Annotated in this window: 19 protein-coding genes; 13 read left to right on the plus strand and 6 right to left on the minus strand. The window is 31.5% G+C overall.

Features of this window, described 5'->3' with window-relative positions; all coding sequences use genetic code 11:
* Positions 1 to 375: 375 nt before the first annotated feature.
* Positions 376 to 1,593 carry a glycosyltransferase gene (locus tag AB0A59_RS03430; RefSeq protein WP_458746490.1) on the minus strand — a complete coding sequence of 406 codons (1,218 nt, stop codon included), beginning with the start codon at positions 1,591 to 1,593 and terminating at the stop codon, positions 376 to 378.
* 226 nt (positions 1,594 to 1,819) lie between these two features.
* On the opposite strand from AB0A59_RS03430, the gene AB0A59_RS03435 reads away from it, so the two are divergent.
* Complete coding sequence (locus AB0A59_RS03435; protein ID WP_458746492.1) at positions 1,820 to 2,272, plus strand: hypothetical protein; 453 nt, start codon at positions 1,820 to 1,822, stop codon at positions 2,270 to 2,272.
* A gap of 683 nt (positions 2,273 to 2,955) precedes the next feature.
* Here the strand turns inward: AB0A59_RS03435 and AB0A59_RS03440 are convergent.
* Complete coding sequence (locus AB0A59_RS03440; RefSeq protein ID WP_458746494.1) at positions 2,956 to 3,165, minus strand: hypothetical protein; 210 nt, start codon at positions 3,163 to 3,165, stop codon at positions 2,956 to 2,958.
* Between the two features lie 372 nt (positions 3,166 to 3,537).
* Positions 3,538 to 3,795, minus strand: a complete 258-nt coding sequence (locus AB0A59_RS03445) for a hypothetical protein (protein WP_458746496.1) — start codon at positions 3,793 to 3,795, stop codon at positions 3,538 to 3,540.
* A 528-nt stretch (positions 3,796 to 4,323) separates the two neighbouring features.
* Between AB0A59_RS03445 and AB0A59_RS03450 the strand changes: the two genes are divergently transcribed.
* Positions 4,324 to 4,710 (plus strand): hypothetical protein, encoded by a 387-nt coding sequence (locus AB0A59_RS03450; protein WP_458746498.1) that lies wholly within the window; start codon positions 4,324 to 4,326, stop codon positions 4,708 to 4,710.
* Between the two features lie 238 nt (positions 4,711 to 4,948).
* The gene (locus tag AB0A59_RS03455; protein ID WP_458746500.1) at positions 4,949 to 5,101 is read left to right on the plus strand and encodes a hypothetical protein; all 153 of its coding nucleotides are present in this window, start codon (positions 4,949 to 4,951) and stop codon (positions 5,099 to 5,101) included.
* A gap of 494 nt (positions 5,102 to 5,595) precedes the next feature.
* Here the strand turns inward: AB0A59_RS03455 and AB0A59_RS03460 are convergent, their stop codons facing one another.
* The gene (locus tag AB0A59_RS03460; protein WP_458746502.1) at positions 5,596 to 5,916 is read right to left on the minus strand and encodes a hypothetical protein; all 321 of its coding nucleotides are present in this window, start codon (positions 5,914 to 5,916) and stop codon (positions 5,596 to 5,598) included.
* 653 nt (positions 5,917 to 6,569) lie between these two features.
* On the opposite strand from AB0A59_RS03460, the gene AB0A59_RS03465 reads away from it, so the two are divergent.
* From AB0A59_RS03465 to AB0A59_RS03485, 5 genes are all read left to right on the plus strand, one after another.
* Positions 6,570 to 7,100, plus strand: a complete 531-nt coding sequence (locus AB0A59_RS03465; protein WP_458746504.1) for a hypothetical protein — start codon at positions 6,570 to 6,572, stop codon at positions 7,098 to 7,100.
* A gap of 516 nt (positions 7,101 to 7,616) precedes the next feature.
* Complete coding sequence (locus tag AB0A59_RS03470) at positions 7,617 to 7,916, plus strand: hypothetical protein (RefSeq protein ID WP_458746506.1); 300 nt, start codon at positions 7,617 to 7,619, stop codon at positions 7,914 to 7,916.
* Positions 7,916 to 8,029 carry a hypothetical protein gene (locus AB0A59_RS03475; protein WP_458747547.1) on the plus strand — a complete coding sequence of 38 codons (114 nt, stop codon included), beginning with the start codon at positions 7,916 to 7,918 and terminating at the stop codon, positions 8,027 to 8,029. Before AB0A59_RS03470 ends, AB0A59_RS03475 begins: the two co-directional genes overlap by 1 nt.
* Positions 8,030 to 8,317: 288 nt before the next feature.
* Positions 8,318 to 8,695: a fluoride efflux transporter FluC gene (locus AB0A59_RS03480; protein ID WP_458746507.1), complete on the plus strand. Its 378-nt coding sequence runs from the start codon at positions 8,318 to 8,320 to the stop codon at positions 8,693 to 8,695.
* Positions 8,696 to 8,708: 13 nt separating this feature from the next.
* Positions 8,709 to 9,023 carry a DUF190 domain-containing protein gene (locus AB0A59_RS03485; RefSeq protein WP_458746509.1) on the plus strand — a complete coding sequence of 105 codons (315 nt, stop codon included), beginning with the start codon at positions 8,709 to 8,711 and terminating at the stop codon, positions 9,021 to 9,023.
* Positions 9,024 to 9,283: 260 nt separating this feature from the next.
* Here AB0A59_RS03485 and AB0A59_RS03490 read toward each other — a convergent pair whose 3' ends face one another.
* On the minus strand, positions 9,284 to 9,499 hold the full coding sequence (locus AB0A59_RS03490; protein WP_458746511.1) for a dodecin family protein: 216 nt from the start codon (positions 9,497 to 9,499) through the stop codon (positions 9,284 to 9,286).
* 161 nt (positions 9,500 to 9,660) lie between these two features.
* On the minus strand, positions 9,661 to 10,029 hold the full coding sequence (locus tag AB0A59_RS03495; protein ID WP_458746512.1) for a DUF1622 domain-containing protein: 369 nt from the start codon (positions 10,027 to 10,029) through the stop codon (positions 9,661 to 9,663).
* A gap of 316 nt (positions 10,030 to 10,345) precedes the next feature.
* Between AB0A59_RS03495 and AB0A59_RS03500 the strand changes: the two genes are divergently transcribed.
* The 5 genes from AB0A59_RS03500 to AB0A59_RS03520 all read left to right on the plus strand — a co-directional run bounded on the left by AB0A59_RS03500 (position 10,346) and on the right by AB0A59_RS03520 (position 15,296).
* On the plus strand, positions 10,346 to 10,705 hold the full coding sequence (locus AB0A59_RS03500) for a hypothetical protein (protein ID WP_458746514.1): 360 nt from the start codon (positions 10,346 to 10,348) through the stop codon (positions 10,703 to 10,705).
* A gap of 58 nt (positions 10,706 to 10,763) precedes the next feature.
* Positions 10,764 to 11,324, plus strand: a complete 561-nt coding sequence (locus tag AB0A59_RS03505) for a hypothetical protein (protein WP_458746516.1) — start codon at positions 10,764 to 10,766, stop codon at positions 11,322 to 11,324.
* Between the two features lie 228 nt (positions 11,325 to 11,552).
* Positions 11,553 to 12,740, plus strand: coding sequence for a hypothetical protein (locus AB0A59_RS03510; RefSeq protein ID WP_458746517.1), 1,188 nt, complete (start codon positions 11,553 to 11,555; stop codon positions 12,738 to 12,740).
* A 950-nt stretch (positions 12,741 to 13,690) separates the two neighbouring features.
* On the plus strand, positions 13,691 to 14,122 hold the full coding sequence (locus AB0A59_RS03515; protein ID WP_458746519.1) for a hypothetical protein: 432 nt from the start codon (positions 13,691 to 13,693) through the stop codon (positions 14,120 to 14,122).
* Between the two features lie 604 nt (positions 14,123 to 14,726).
* Positions 14,727 to 15,296 (plus strand): hypothetical protein, encoded by a 570-nt coding sequence (locus AB0A59_RS03520; protein ID WP_458746520.1) that lies wholly within the window; start codon positions 14,727 to 14,729, stop codon positions 15,294 to 15,296.
* The last annotated feature ends 569 nt before the right edge of the window (positions 15,297 to 15,865 follow it).

Here is a 15,865-nt window from a genome sequence, read left to right on the forward strand (position 1 = left end):
TGCACTTGCATCGGCCGCTATATCTTGGATCTTTTTTAAAATCTAAAATATTGTTATTGCAAAATTAATACGATTTTTTAATCTCTCCTAATTTCTCAAAATCAATCGAATAATTTTACTAAATTTTCATTGATCCTTGTCGTCTTGATGTGCTCTACCATCTATATTAGAACCCCACCACCACGGAACTTAATCTCCACGCCTGGAGTGTTACTAAATATTATTTCAAATCCATCAAATATTAAGCACTATCATGCATGGTCAGATCAAATAATTTATTGTACTGTAAAGTGTTATAGAACCCTATTAGGCTTGGGTTTCATTAGTTAATTCTACAACTTTCAGAAATGACTTATTGTAGTGTATATCATTAAATCATGTTACACTTTTGGATGTGTGAATCATTTCTGATGCAAGCGATTCTGTGGATTTGTTTTTTATTATGCCTTTGTATATGGATATATGTTGTTTTGCTATATTGTCCCAAATTAAGTTTTTTCTAAACTCTTTAACACTTGACTCAAAATGTTTGTAGTGTTTGTCAATTTGTTCAAATGCCTTTTCAAAAGCACTAGGGTCTCGCTTTGTTACAATTCCCCGATTCTTTGATGAGAATTCTTTAAAAAAACCTAGGTCAGAAGCCACAAATGGTTTTCCATGTCCAAGACCGTCAAACATTACACCAGAACCCGAACATACCTTATAGGGTAAAAATACTGCATCACAAGAAAAAAATAACAAGGAGAGTTCTTCTTCTGAAAGATATCTTTTGTTTAAATTAATCACTTTATTATCATGAAATTCAAAATCAATATTTTCACTATTATAAAAATTCTTTGAATAGTTTACCACCAACTTCCAATCCTTTGGCAATTTCATTTTTCTTATGATATCCCATCCTTTAGTATTGGTAATGAATCCTTGAACTAATGCTAGTCTCCCTTTTTCTGGAAGATGCATTTTCTTTCTTGCTTCTACTTGTGCTATGTCAGTTTGGAGATAAGGTTCGGATCCATGATATACTACATTCGTTCCTGATATCAATTCTCTCATGTAATTTGAAAGAACTATTCCATAGGAGCTCTTAGACATAAGGTCTTTGTTGATTCTATGTATAGAAGAATAATTAATAAAATGACGCCAGCATTTGTATAGTGAATAAAGTCTTAGCAAGTCCTTATCGTTACCTTTTTCTTTTATATTTATTAAATTCGTCCATTGTTTAAAATACATAGATGTATGAAAAGTAGTTACTATTGGAATTTTGCATTCATTATAGAATTTATCAAGTCCCGTCGAAGTTTTAGATGGTATTAAAGGATGCATAAAAAAACCATACAGTCCAAACTCATGTTGTAAATGTATTATATCCGGATTAATGTCTTTTACTAATTTTAGTAATAGCTTTGAATTGTCCTTGTTATGTGGCGAAATACCAGTGTAGTCTCCAGAACCTTCAGAACCAGATACAACATTGACATCCAAACCGTTTGTGCGTAAAGATTCAACCAAGTTGTGAGTATAACGGCCAACACCACCTTGCATGGGAGGATATTCAGTACAAACCATTAAGATTTTAATATCTGAAACCACTCTATTTTATACAATAAAGAAAGTATATCATACTTAAAATAGTTCTACAAAGCAAAAGTCCGAATAACGATTTCTAAAGGTCGAAACAACTATTTAATTAAATCAATCAACTAACTTTTATATTAGAAATACTTTTTTTTGAGTTCAGTCATAGAATTCATACTATATGAGAGCAAACCTAGTCATATCCTAATATTATAAAAACTATGTTGACTATTATGTCATAATGAACATCAAAAATGTTAGCATTCCAGTAGTACTAGCCATTAGCTTGGTACTATTACTAAATACCGGAAGCTCCAGTATCTATGGTCAAAATCTGACCAATCAAACAAGTGGACAAAATACTACACAACAAGCCCAACAACAATTAGATCAAGCTAATCAACAAATACAACAAGCCCAACAACAAAAGGAACAAGCTCAACAACAACTTGCCCAAGCAAATCAGACACAATCACAAGGTAATCAATCCAAGCAACAAGACCCAAAGATGAATGAAAAACTACTCAATTATACCAATGCAGCTATCTTAGCTCTAAATGACGACAATACAGACGTAGCACAAAGTAACCTAGTACAAATTCAAAATGCATTGATAAATGCGAGTGGTAAACAAGTGGTAGTTGTTCCAGCCCCAGCAGTATCAATAGATGATTCAGACGGAGAATCTGGATAAATTTTTTTATTTAAACACTTTCTTATATTCTAATAAATCAATAACTAATGTCACAATTGAGTGTGCTGCATTAATAATCTATATGATAACCATGGGTTTTCTGACAAGGTGTAAATGGTAAAATTTTTTATTTAATTATTGTCTAGGAACGACAAATCAACAGTCAGCGAAATCCATTAAATTATTTCTTTAAATTGTCGCTAGTACTAAAGGAAAAGAAAACAATTTTTAAAACCACGGTAAGAAATTCCGCTTTAGAAAATAATTTATTATAATTTTACGTATATGTATATTCCTTCTGCAAAAGGCTGTAGGCTTTGGCGTAAGCCAATAAAGGTCTTGAGATGCGCCAACAGATCTCAGTACCAAGATCCAATGCCTGCATATGTTAAATTGTGTTCGCTTTGTTATCTTCTGATTTCAGTCTCAAGCATGCAAGATTAACATTAACAGAATTTAGATTTTAGATCTTCATCTCTTTTGATTATTTTACGGTATTAGAACCCCGTTACCACAGGGAACTTAATCCCCACGAAGCCTACCGAGATCCAGAATTTCATTTTGCTGAATAAATTATCTTGGGAATTAGTCTAGAGTCTCTTTTGAATCTTGTGTTGTTTCTATATTCATTTTTCAAACCTTCTCAATGACCACTTTGACTTTAGAAATAAAAGTAATATTCCCTAATCATAGTCAAATAAATCATCAACTGTTCTATTATTAGTAAATTTCTTTTTGTAATAGTAGTAGTTGATGTTACTGTCTCTATCTCTATCTACATCTTGGTTATCAGAATTTTGAGATGTCTCTGCTTTAAACTCTGTTATATCATTATAATTATCATTTTTAAAATAATTTATCGCCGATGCTTTTTCAAGCCATACACTTTGCATATTGAACATTCCTTATCATAAAAACTCGACTTTTGTGTTAGAATCTTTTCAGAAATAGAATGTGGACATTTCACATCATTATCACCATCAGGTCAATTCTCCGGTTATATTATCTCCTTTTTTCTATCATGCTTAACACATTCTAACTATTTGGTCAATTATTTTGTTTTAAAGTACTGATTGTCTATTGTATTATTTTTGGATAGTAGTTTATAGTTTTCCTCAATTCCTTTTGTTGCATATATCAAAATATAGTTATAACTTTATTTCGGAAAGATTGTGACAGAAATGGTTTTGGAGAATGTAGCTGTTCTTATCATTATTGCCAAAGACTATTTTAGAAATAATTTGGTAATTAAAAATAAAAAAAGGTTAGTTGTTTGCTTGTGCTAAAGCGTTATTTCCTGTATTAGATTGGAATTGGAAGTTTAAGTTATTACCAGATAATACGGAGCTTCCACCAGAAATAACTTGACTGTTCTGTTTCGATTTTTGAGATTGGCTAATTACTTGCTTTGCCTTGTTACTCTTTTTTGCTAAAGCATCTTCTGAAATTGCCAATGGAGCTAAGACCAAAGCAAGTGCGAGAACAACTGCAATTGATACTAGTATTGTTTTACTTGTGTTCATACTTGTAAAATTTATTAGCAAAATTAAATATATATTAGATATTTCAAATTTTTTTATAATAATATAAAAGAAAAATCAAACAGATATCTTTTCTGCTAATCTAATAGGTAAGAACCCAAGTTTATGTCTCACCATAAAAGAGGTCAAGGTTGGGTTAAATCCAAAATACAGTATTAAATTAGAAAGGAGTTTAGCAAGTGTTTATACGGATAATTTCGTGAATTTCATCATTCTGACATTTTAGACTTACAGTATAATATTTTATGGAGGTTTAGTAATAGAGACAGTCATGGCGGCAACTGCAACAAAAATGAGTGATCATAACGGTTGTCATTGTAGGAGATGTGGCTATTTTCTTACGACCATTAGTAGGGGGCGCCTCAACTTAATATAATAGCTTCACGCATAGTAACTATTCAGCAACAAATAAGTATGAAATTGCAAGATTTTGTATGTTTTCTTTATGATAATAAAATGATAGACTTGATGAATTTATTAACAGATACTGAAACTGGGTGTCTTAATAGATTGAAATTACAGAAATATGTATATTTGGCACAAGTATGCCTGCAAAATAACTTTGGTTGTGAATATGATATCTATAGAAACGGACCGTACTCAACTGGGCTTGCAAATTACTACTATGAAGAATTAGACCTTAATAGATTATTAGCGGATGTCAAAAATAAAAACTGGAAGAACAACCCAGACTTTAGTGAGAGGTTTTTGGCTTTATTCAAAAAGCAGGACCCCGACTGGTTAGAAGTAGCTACAACCCTGGTAGATAGCACATTTTATTGCGAGGATGAGCAGGAATGTTTGGATAAAGTATATGCTATCAAATCAATGTACAGTAGTGATTACATTTTTGATATATGGCGCGATCTCAAGGAAAAAGGGCTAGTTCCATATTAAACCCGCACTTGTACTATTTTGGAAATTGCATCTATTAGTTAGTTAGTTAGTGCTTTGAGTCATGAAATCAGCTGATTTTATACGATAAATAATATCAAGTCTAGATAATAGTATCTCCTTGTGATTAATATGGTGTACTTAGAATTAAGATGCTCTGGTTTCGATACAATTTTTCCATATATCTAAGAAGGCTAGCCATAACCATTTTATTAAAATAAGTGTCAATACAAAATACTGTATGTCGATCTATCCTAAAGAATGGGAGAAACGATCAATAGAGGGTGAATTATGTGGAATCCTTGCTTGTGATAAATCACCAACTGTAGAATGTCCTCAATGTAGAACACATTATTGCGAAGATCACAAGAATATACATAAACATCCGCTCTAATGAATAGATTCTTTGTTACGCTTTATTCCTATTACACTTTTTGAATATTGATGAGAACACTAGTATTTCTTTTAGTAAAAGGTTACTATCAAGTCATCAGTTGGTTACGCTTTAGAAAATTTCCGTAAAGAAGAAGCATCATTTGAAACAAAAACAAACAGTTGTGCTTGTCCTCTTTTCATTATATGCATTTACAGTTTTAATTTGAGTAAGAGTCATCAGTCATAGAAATAGATCAGGTAGAGAAGAAAGAACTATTGTATCTTAATTATGTAAGTCACTCTAAATATGATCCTACTCGCTTGACGGTGTCAAAACTACCTTTTTATTTTATACGTGAGATAAGCGTTTTAGTATATTTGAGAGTAAAAAGCAAATTACTGACACGAGACTATCCAAAGTATTCAAATTATGAAAAAGGACATCTTTTGGAACCTTCCTGTAAACGAGTAATCTCATCTCAAGGAACCATATACAAGAGTATCAAATTGCAATTATCCAATCTTGATTTGGAGATCGGCATAATCTTGAGTGGTTCGATTTCGCTGCGTGTAAATCATAAGTAGTAAATCTAATCCTCTAGGTTCAATCATGTATACTTTTTTTATTCTATGATAGGAAATAAATGAATTATTTATCAAATATTGTAAATACTCTCTCAAAATTAATTCAGACGAAGGTATGACTGCTTGTAGTCTTGTATCGATTTCTGAGAATAAAGATCCATTTAAACAAGATAGTAAAATGGATTCTGTAATACAAGCTTTCAGATAAGTTGGATCCTTCTTTTTTTTAATATCCTTTTGATTCAACATTCTTTCCTTCTATTTCCTTATGAATTAGAATAGCAAATTAAACCCAAAATTATTAGTGGATTCAAATCCTTTGGGATACCCCGGTGATATGTTAAATAATATGTGGTATTATGGATCTTAAAACCAATTGACTGGTAACAAAGTGTATTTAAAGCCATTCCTCACTTCGACTATTCAGCTTATTCATAGATAATCAAACTTGCGAGTAATTCTCACAGAGTTAGTTATTTAAGAATATCATCATAACTCTTAAGTAGTGTAGAATAAAAAGCATAGTTCTGATATTCAAAAAAAGCAATACGATAAATAAGAGTAAATTTGAACATCATAATCCTCTACCTATCCTGTATTTCTTTGAATGTATTCAAATCAGTCAAGTTGCAATTCTAAAATGTGATGTTCATTAGTTACACACTCTTTATCAGTAAAAGATAGATAACTGTAAATCTATTCTAAATAATCTATAACATAAGTTTCAAATTTAGATACTGCAGCATTCTTACAGAAATACAGTATATCAAAATGATTACTAACTTGCAAATCTAATTATCTTAAACTAAATATAGATTTATCAGTTAAATTGTATAAATTCATCTTATAGAATTGATTAGAACATGGTTTGTACTTCGAATACTTTCAAGAAGATTACAATTATGCGAGACGCTCAAACTAAAAGATTTGGTTCATTTTCTATGCTATTAACAATTGTTGTTGCTGTTATTGGGACTGGCTTGCTCTTTTCCTTTTCTGCGGATTTAGAAAAAAACATAATGAAAACAAATTATAATGCATATGCACAAGCAGATCAACAACAAAACAATGACAATAAAGCTGCCGAGCGTATAACAATCAACTTAGATTCTGTAAAATTTGCACCATTAACAAATACCAATACCAATGCTAATCAACTAAAGGTTAATATATTCTATAAAACTAATGATCCTAAACTTGTGAACACTATTATGGCGGGAGTGATGAAAGTATATTTGTCTGATGGAACTCTAATAAAAACTTCAACTATTCAAGATGATTATATTTTAGGACAGGCAGGTCCTATGCAATTTGCAACATCATTTGAAGATAAAACTATAAACAATGTTAAAGCAGAAATCACTATGACCGATACATTTCATACAGAAACGTTTTCAAATACTCTTACAGTACCAGCATCTCTAGAAAAATGATTATATATTCTTGAAATTGTGATTGCAGTACTAATAAATTGAATTACTGATTTTTCACACAGTAGGTAATAATCTCTACAGCGGAAAGAAGACTCCATACATAACTTTAAAAAATTAATTTGTAACAATTCATACTGAATGATACAAGGTATATCTTCTCACAGAAATCTTCTGGATCCAAATAACAATCCAATCCTTTATCCTAGAAAAATTAAATATTGAAATAAACAATGTGTTTATTCAACTATTACTTCTCCTACCATGGAAGGGTGGTAAAAGCAATAATATCGATTTTCGCCGGCATTATCGAATGTAATACTATAGTATTGGTTTGGTATTATTGCTTCGGAATCAAATAATAGTATAAATCTCCATTTAGTCAGATCTTATTATAGTACAAATTTCATAAGAAGTAATTCAAAACGTGCAATGAAATTGCTTTGAATTTAATTTCTTGTATTATCACAGGACATTAAATAGCTAAATTATATTACCATTCGTTATCTATCTTTTAAAATGAGTCAAGTATCTGTGATTTCTGCTGTAACTTTGATAATTAGTAATATAGAAAGGTCATACAGATTTTACTCTAACATTTCTGGATTCAAGCTTCTGTATGGTGGAGGTTCTAAGGATTCTTTTACTACATATCAGATTGGTAAATATAAAAAAATCACATATTTGAACTTGGGACTTAAGAATTTATCAAATGCCAATATTGGCCATGAGAACAATAACAATAATTTCGGAAGAGTCATTTTTTTTATACAGATGATGTTGACAGACTCTATTCTTATTTTAAGACCAATAAATTAATTTCAAATTTAATTCTGTTTGAAAATAAACCTGTAAATGCATCCTGGAATGAGCGATACTTTCACATACGTGATCCAGACGGCTTTCAACTTTCATTTGCTCAGCCAAGTTAGAATTCAATAATTTCATAGTTAAGAAATGTATTTTATTTTCTGCTCTGGAACATATTTGATTATGTTTTTATTATGATCATAGTTCCAAATCTTTGCAAAGTCTTAAGTATAAGAATCACGATATTTAAAACCCTCGTATTCAAAAACCACAGGATGAGATGTAGCTAAATTGAAAACATCTAGCTCATTCTATCCTGTGTTATTAAAAAGAAAGGACATTGAGAATTGACTAAATTTTTTAATTTAGAAAGGAAGAAGAAATAAGTAAACCAAGAAATCTACAAAAATATGAAAGGAATAGAGTTTGTTTTATTGGCCGCCGGAGCAGTTTTAGGAGCTTATATTCGATATAAAATTACCTCTTTTCCTTTAATTCTAGGAATAGTTGGGTCAAATGTCTTGTTTGTAAATATAATAGGCAGTTTTATTTTGGGTATTTTTTCTGTTTTATTGGTTAACTGGAACTTAGATCCAAGATACTCTTTTTTAATCGCTATTGGATTCTGTGGGTCCTTAACTACAATGTCTTCATTTGCTTTAGAAAATATAGTAATGATAGAAAATAAACAAATTCTAAGTATGATGATTAATACAATAGCCAATGTGGGCTTATCCTTTTTGGCGTTATATGGTGGCAGAATCTTAATAATTCAATTGTTACAATGATATTCTTAGAAAAATGACGCTAAAACAAATGATTTGTTTAAACATCCGTATAAAGAAAAATGACAATGTAAATGGAAAAAGATTAGAAAAAACTATTATTGAATTTTTGATGAAGGCAAACGTTTTAGGAGCTATAGTATGGCTTGGAGTGGATGGATTTGGAAGAAGAGGCAAGTCAACATTTCATTTGGAGGGTTTAATGATAAATCAACCTATGATGATAGAAACAATAGATGAGGAAGAAAAGATACAACCATTGTTATTACCGTTAAAACAAATGATAGGTGATAATGGCTTTATTACAATTCATAGGGTTCAAGTGGTATAGTTAATATGCTCATTGAATCCTTTGAAAATTAACTCTATAAATATAATTATAGAATATACTGATTATTCGAAACTTATCTATATCTAAGATTTGTTAATACCTCTGAAAGCTATCAGAATCAGAATATCAAAGCCTTAATTAATATGGCAAAATTCTTTGGAAAAGACTTTGATTTACTTCATTTATCTAAAAAAGAAGATGTTTTATCATTTCTTGATTCTAAAATAAAAAGTAATTGAAAGTTCCTTATCTGCAAATACTTAGGTTCGTTCCACCCCGAAGGCGATCTTTACCGTGGAATGATATTCAGTTATTTTTCCCGTATTTGGATCTACTCTGGCGGTCATATCGGTTAACTCAATCCCAGTAATACCGCGAATTGTTTTTGTCGCTTCAGTTAATGCTACCTGAGTGGCATCTTCCCAACTCTTGTCAGATGAGCCCACGAGTTCTACTATATTTGCTAAATGTGTCATACCTCAAATTAAACAATATATTTTAAATAGATATTGTAATAACATGGTTTTCAATAACTGTATTGACTTTTATTGTCAAAATATAAGTTAATATTTTAAATAATGAATCACTAAGAAATTCAAATCAAAAGTTTTGCATATTGAAAGAATGGCCAAAAACCTTAAGCTTGTTTCTGCTGGTCCTGTTGCTTTTCTCCTTCCCTTTGTGATTTTTGCTCTTTATGCAACAGAAAAGTCAATACAGCCCTTATCGCTATCGTCACACCTACTATCAAAAGAGTCATCGGTTCAGGTGATGCTATAGTCTTTATAATATCTGCGGCAATAAAGAACTCTAATGCGGTAAGCAATCGTGTGGTAAATTGAAGCTTTGTCTCATGCTGATTATGTCCTGCTTGTCTTCGGTTCCTTGTTTCAGCTTTTATCAGAAAGCTCAAAGTTACAATGGCTGCATAAATTATTATTATTACACCTATTATCTCTAATCCAATGGAAATTGCCTCAAAAATGGGCCTTAAGGAAGTTAACATTTCAGAAAGCATGAATGAGATATGTTATCATAAACAGATAAATACATCCAACTGATTATCTGGTTGCTGTTACCCTTATCACTATCATCATCATGTTCAATAGATTGTCCAATAATAGTTCTAGGAGATATAATAATACAAAAAAGCTTACAAATATTTCAAAACAATTACAAACTAGTGTGAAATTTCGTATTTGTCCCACCGAACCCGCTACCTATTTTAGAAACGACCATTATTTTGGGTGGTAAATAGAACTTTTAGCATTCGGTTCACTTGTTAGCTTAAATGACTACTTCTGGTGTTATTCCTTTATCAAATGCCTGATTCTCCGCCCACATCTTTCTCATCCTCTTCCGACGGCATCGAGAGAACCGAGGTGATAAAGAATCCGGAAGATATGGTTCGTGTAACAACCGAAGATTTCTCAAAAATAAAAAATAGAATTGATATTTGTTGTGATTTTGAGGGTATTAGGGTTACTTTTGAAGTAAAGCCTATTTGGAATGCTTATTGTGTATTAAAGGGCAAGGGTATTCGTCTGAGATGGATCACTGAAGTTACTAAAGAAAACATTTACTATTGCAAGGAATTGGCAAAAATTACTAAACTTAGACATCTAGATGGTATAAAGAGTACCTTTGGAATTCATGATGGCTTAATATCGGGCATCGGCTAGGGTAAATAGTTTAGGACAATTACCTCGAGAACTCATCAAAACTAATGTTAAAGAAATAGTGGAGCAACAACAATATGTTTATGATATATTATGGGCTCGAGCCATTCCTTTCAGACAGAGGATAAGGGAAATCGAAGAAGGAGCGAAAAGAGATTTTATTGATACTATCCAAGATTTCGATGAAATCCAGAACATTTTGAATATCGCATTAAATTCAGTTACTGATGAAATAATGATTATCTTTCCATCTGTGAATGTATTTAATAAATATGTACATGAAGGATTATTAGGCAAAATATCTGAATTGGTATCGTCAAGACAAATTACTGTACGAATTCTCATACCTGAGACCGAAGGAGCAATAGAAATTAATCGAATAGTAACTAATCATGGTATGCATAACGGCATTGATGTTGTATATTACTCAAAGAACATTGATAATAGACTAACAACCTTCATTTTAGATAATGAGTTCTCTTTAACAATTGAAGTAAGAGATGAGCGCAAGAATAGTCTATTTGAGTCTACAGGGTTGGCAACTTTTTCCAATAGCGAATCAACTGTTCTTTCCTATATTTCTATATTTGAAAATCTTTGGATAGAAAACAACAAACCATAATCATTTAATATCAATCATTATATCTCCTTGTCTTTACGAGTTATTGACATTCTTGTGATAATCCTATAATACAATAATATAAGATAATGAAACCCATGTGGGTATCCTCATGGTTTCCACCGAACCCGCATCACATCATTAGTAAATCTCTAATAAGCGTTGTAAAGCCTTATTTATATGTGTAATAATTTGCAATATATAGGAACTAAATTACACAATTTGCAATCTATGAAAAAACCCTTTTCACCATTTGGTTCCTGTAGTTTTACTATTATTGTACTACTATTATATTTCCTAATTCCTTCCACTTGTTTTCTCACTGTCTTTGCTATATCGCCTGCTTTTGAACCCCAAGCAATTAATGATCAGAGAAATGATTGGATTCAAACATCTGGTAATGACAGTATCAATCTAAAATCCAATTATGGTGATCTATTGGAAATAGATTATCTTAGCGATGGAAAAACTTTGAAGGCCACACTTTGGTTAGGATCAGATTCGGAAAATGCCTCTATCTATAACCAATCATCAAAAAGGATTAGTTATGGTATGCTTATTAAAATCGCTAGTTATAACATAAACACTGGATTTAGTGGAGCAGATTACAATTATTATGTTGAATCGGTTAACGGAAAATGGAGTGAATATCTTTATCAATTATCCTCAACTGGCAGTCAAATACTTTTATATTCTAAAACAAATTATACCGAATACTTTGGCGGTCCCACCATAGGACCAGGATATGTTAAACTTAACTTGAATCTGAGTTCTATTGATAGTCCGAGCGAATATGGCATATTATTCTACACTACAGATTCTTTCAAAACAAATGAAGTTAGTGATTTTACAGATTGGGTGGGCATTCCTCCATCTGCTATGACCATGGTAACATCTCCAAAGGATATAGTGATAACGCAAGGAGAACAATTACTAGTTCCTGCTAATATCTTTTCAACCTTTTCTAATAATGTTACTGACATCACTTTTAACAAAGCCAGCAATGATGTCGGCTCAGAGTTTAACTCTAGCGGCTTGTATGTATCTATTGAAAGAATTCAACCTCCATTATTTAAGATAAATGTGTCTCCGCAAGCACCTCTAGGTTTCTACACTATTCCATTCTCCGCTTCATTATTTGTAGAAACAACGCTTGAATCTATGGAGTCTATATCTACTCACAATGAGGGTGGATTTATCAAACCCAATCTTCAAACTTCCAAAAAATATCCCACATTTGGCTATGTAACTAATCCATCTATGAATTTGACAGTTATTGTGACACCTCCTGTTAGTTTTGATGAGCAGTTCAAGGATTTTTGGAGCGTATATGGCCAACCCATAAGTATTATTGCTGGAGGATTTGCAGGCGGCTTTGCCTCACTAGTCTTTGCAAAAATTAAAAAAACTGATAAATAGTACGAAGATACTAGAAGATAGATTGACTTGTATGATGAGGGTTAAACAGCGTGTTAGTATCAGTTAATGTGTTCCGGCTCTTCTTCTTGAACCTTTTAAAGTAATTAAAATTAAGTGAGTGTTTGAAAGTTGTTAATGTAATTTTATACTTGATAACTTTGATAAATAAAAATTTCAAATATTTGCTTGAGATAGGACTAAATAAAGCCGATGAAAAACCAAATGCTATTTCTAATTCTCAGACATAAACTTGTTAGAAAGGATAATAGATATGGATCAAACTACCTGCTTTAATTGCAACTTGAATTCGAATTAAATCATTTATTTTTGTCTATTTTTTGATAGCCTGGTTAGGTTTAGTTTGAAGAATTCTGAGTTGAGTTACAAAATCGGACCAAATTTGTTTCCCATACCACCGAACCAGCTACTAAGAAATAGTAACGATATAGGATAAAGTTATTTTAGTGTATATATTAAATATTTTTAAAAATTAAAATGAAAATAAGTTAGTTTGTGTCTTAATATTTAACACTACTATATGTTTTGCGATTTTCAATCACTCTGATCTTCAAGAGACTCCACTGCTATCCTGCTCTGTTGATCGTCTCTATAGTATTGGAGATTATGAATCCATACTTCTATCACCATATCATGATTGTCCACTTACATTATAACCTGAATTCTCTTAAAGCCAGTTGATATACTTAAATAAATTATCTCAACTCCTTCACTGTTTCAAGTGAATACTTACAATCAAACGTTGTCTTACATCTTATCGGTCAACATGATTATCTAAATTTGAATTTTCGTATACACATCAGGTATTGAAGTTTAATAAAATTTAACTATTTTACATTATTAATGCAATAATTATGTTACTTGCCCTAAAATGACTGGGTTTTAAATACAATTTCGCTATCTTCAAATACAAAAAATGTGTTATTATACAAATGAGCTGTACGGAGGAATTAGTAAAAAGATACCTGGAATTTGATGAACTCATGAAAACATGTCTTCCCAAGGTTGATACCCATCTAATTTTGGATATTCTTCACCGTTTAGCTGAAGACAAGAATCCAATGTATACTTTAGAAATCTTCCTCAATAGAAAACCAGATGTTGAGGAGTTGAGAAATAAGATATCCAATGATTTGTCGGTGATGCCAGCATTTTTTGATGGGGGAACGCATGTAGTAATTGCCCATAGAATTGATTTTAAAATGCTTGAATACTTTTCTTCAGATGGAAATGTCTATAGGATTCGAGGAACATACACCGGCCATGGGCTAGGTGCTTCCATTGGTCCAGTATTTGAAAGGGATGATCCAGAGGAAACCTGGGCTGATTATGATAGAACACATTCTCAAACACCTATGACATAATTTGAAAGTGGGGATCCGGAGGAATTACTATCTTACTCTAAGGGAATCTTTTACTTAGATAAATTTTAGCAAATGTTCTCTTCTCACCTAGTACAAATCTAAGTATCTCATAATGATAATAATCTTTAATGGTACGCTCAAGGTGTTATGCTATATATCTGAAGAATTACAATTAGTTTACAGATTATCGTAAATATTATTTTACATAATGACTAAATGAAGAGTTCAAATTATTGTAAACTGCATAAAGATTAATCGACATCAGCATCTGTGAATAGGAAATCTGTAGAAATCGACACAAGGTTCCTGTACTCATCCATACCGAATATTTTCAACTATCAATGATTATTGGTACGAAAGGAAAAATGAAGTTGTATCTCTCAAACTCGTGACATTGTGCTTCAATGTTACTCGATATAGGAATATTGTTCTACTGAGATTGAAATCCTTAAGACCTTAATCCAGGAATGGGTTAATTATGCAGGTTGTAGATTATGATCGATTTATTATTAATTTTTAAGAAAAACATATGTTTTTGTAGTAAGAATAAATATGATTTACATATTTTGTATCAATTTATATAAAAGATCATGGCTATTATGAAATGACTGATTCAAATCATCAATACCCGTCTTCTAATTTGTTCATTATTTACTGTACTCTAGCAGGGTTTTTTGCCGCTTGGGGAATATCTGGCTTATTGGTTATTATGGATTTGATTTCTCAAACTCCTCCAAGTTCATTTTTTGGGGCAATTGGAATATCGTTAGGATATTATGCCCCCGTTAGTGCAGCATTAATTGGGTTCGGATTGTATATTTTGACAGGGACCATAGCTGGCAATATATTCGGACAAGTATCCTTATTTTGGAAACGAATATCACCGAATAATTCCAAACACGGATCAAAAACTGGAATGATGGTAAGCACTCTATTGTGGGCCGTCTTGTTTGTCCCAGTTACAGTATTGGTTATTCAACCCATGTTATATTCATTTAACACAGGGACCACTCCGAATCAATACGTATACTCGATTGCCTCTAACTTTGGCCATCTCTTTGGAATAATATTATTTGGATCACTGATATTTCATTTAATCTATGGGGCTTTATTGGGATTTATGGCAGGAAAGATGATGGAAATAAAAGCATTTTCATTACCCAAAACAGTCTGATGATAAAAAACAATACTAACAAATACTAATGGATTTTGTAATCATGTAGCATACAATAATGCTATCTCTCCATAACAATGACCTAAAACTTGAGGTGTATATTACCGATACGCCGGCGATCTACCATACTTCCAAGTCTTCAGTTATCTTTTTTCATTATTATTGCGTTATTTTAGCCTCGTCTAATGTACTTCATTTTCTTGTGTTATAGTTCCTTTCATCGAATCAATTGTTTACATACCCTATTACAATTGATTTATCCAAGTTTGTTATTTTTATATTTTTAGTGATCATTTTCGATTGGAATCATTATCTGAATGGTTTCTATCTTTGACTGCGACATACTGGTTTTGGAAGTTCTTTTTAAAACTATCATAATTTGAATAAAACCAAATAAAGTTGTCATTTAATTTATCCAAATTATGTAAATGGTCACTTGATTCCAAAAGTGTAATATTCACACTTCATTACTAATTAGCTTGAGCATTTTACTACAGAAAAATATTCGGTTATAACCTTTCTATATCTATTAAACAAACATGCTAATTGTCAATGTATCTATAATTTTA

The organism is Candidatus Nitrosocosmicus sp. T (assembly GCF_054408485.1).

What these genes read in the sequence shown, in the direction of transcription:
- AB0A59_RS03435 (WP_458746492.1), top strand. Translation starts at nt 1,820, where the DNA reads ATGAACATCAAAAATGTTAGCATTCCAGTAGTACTAGCCATTAGCTTG.
- AB0A59_RS03440 (WP_458746494.1), bottom strand. Translation starts at nt 3,165, where the DNA reads ATGCAAAGTGTATGGCTTGAAAAAGCATCGGCGATAAATTATTTTAAA.
- AB0A59_RS03445 (WP_458746496.1), bottom strand. Translation starts at nt 3,795, where the DNA reads ATGAACACAAGTAAAACAATACTAGTATCAATTGCAGTTGTTCTCGCA.
- AB0A59_RS03455 (WP_458746500.1), top strand. Translation starts at nt 4,949, where the DNA reads ATGTCGATCTATCCTAAAGAATGGGAGAAACGATCAATAGAGGGTGAA.
- AB0A59_RS03460 (WP_458746502.1), bottom strand. Translation starts at nt 5,916, where the DNA reads ATGTTGAATCAAAAGGATATTAAAAAAAAGAAGGATCCAACTTATCTG.
- AB0A59_RS03465 (WP_458746504.1), top strand. Translation starts at nt 6,570, where the DNA reads ATGCGAGACGCTCAAACTAAAAGATTTGGTTCATTTTCTATGCTATTA.
- AB0A59_RS03470 (WP_458746506.1), top strand. Translation starts at nt 7,617, where the DNA reads ATGAGTCAAGTATCTGTGATTTCTGCTGTAACTTTGATAATTAGTAAT.
- AB0A59_RS03480 (WP_458746507.1), top strand. Translation starts at nt 8,318, where the DNA reads ATGAAAGGAATAGAGTTTGTTTTATTGGCCGCCGGAGCAGTTTTAGGA.
- AB0A59_RS03485 (WP_458746509.1), top strand. Translation starts at nt 8,709, where the DNA reads ATGACGCTAAAACAAATGATTTGTTTAAACATCCGTATAAAGAAAAAT.
- AB0A59_RS03490 (WP_458746511.1), bottom strand. Translation starts at nt 9,499, where the DNA reads ATGACACATTTAGCAAATATAGTAGAACTCGTGGGCTCATCTGACAAG.
- AB0A59_RS03495 (WP_458746512.1), bottom strand. Translation starts at nt 10,029, where the DNA reads ATGTTAACTTCCTTAAGGCCCATTTTTGAGGCAATTTCCATTGGATTA.
- AB0A59_RS03500 (WP_458746514.1), top strand. Translation starts at nt 10,346, where the DNA reads ATGCCTGATTCTCCGCCCACATCTTTCTCATCCTCTTCCGACGGCATC.
- AB0A59_RS03510 (WP_458746517.1), top strand. Translation starts at nt 11,553, where the DNA reads ATGAAAAAACCCTTTTCACCATTTGGTTCCTGTAGTTTTACTATTATT.
- AB0A59_RS03515 (WP_458746519.1), top strand. Translation starts at nt 13,691, where the DNA reads ATGAGCTGTACGGAGGAATTAGTAAAAAGATACCTGGAATTTGATGAA.
- AB0A59_RS03520 (WP_458746520.1), top strand. Translation starts at nt 14,727, where the DNA reads ATGACTGATTCAAATCATCAATACCCGTCTTCTAATTTGTTCATTATT.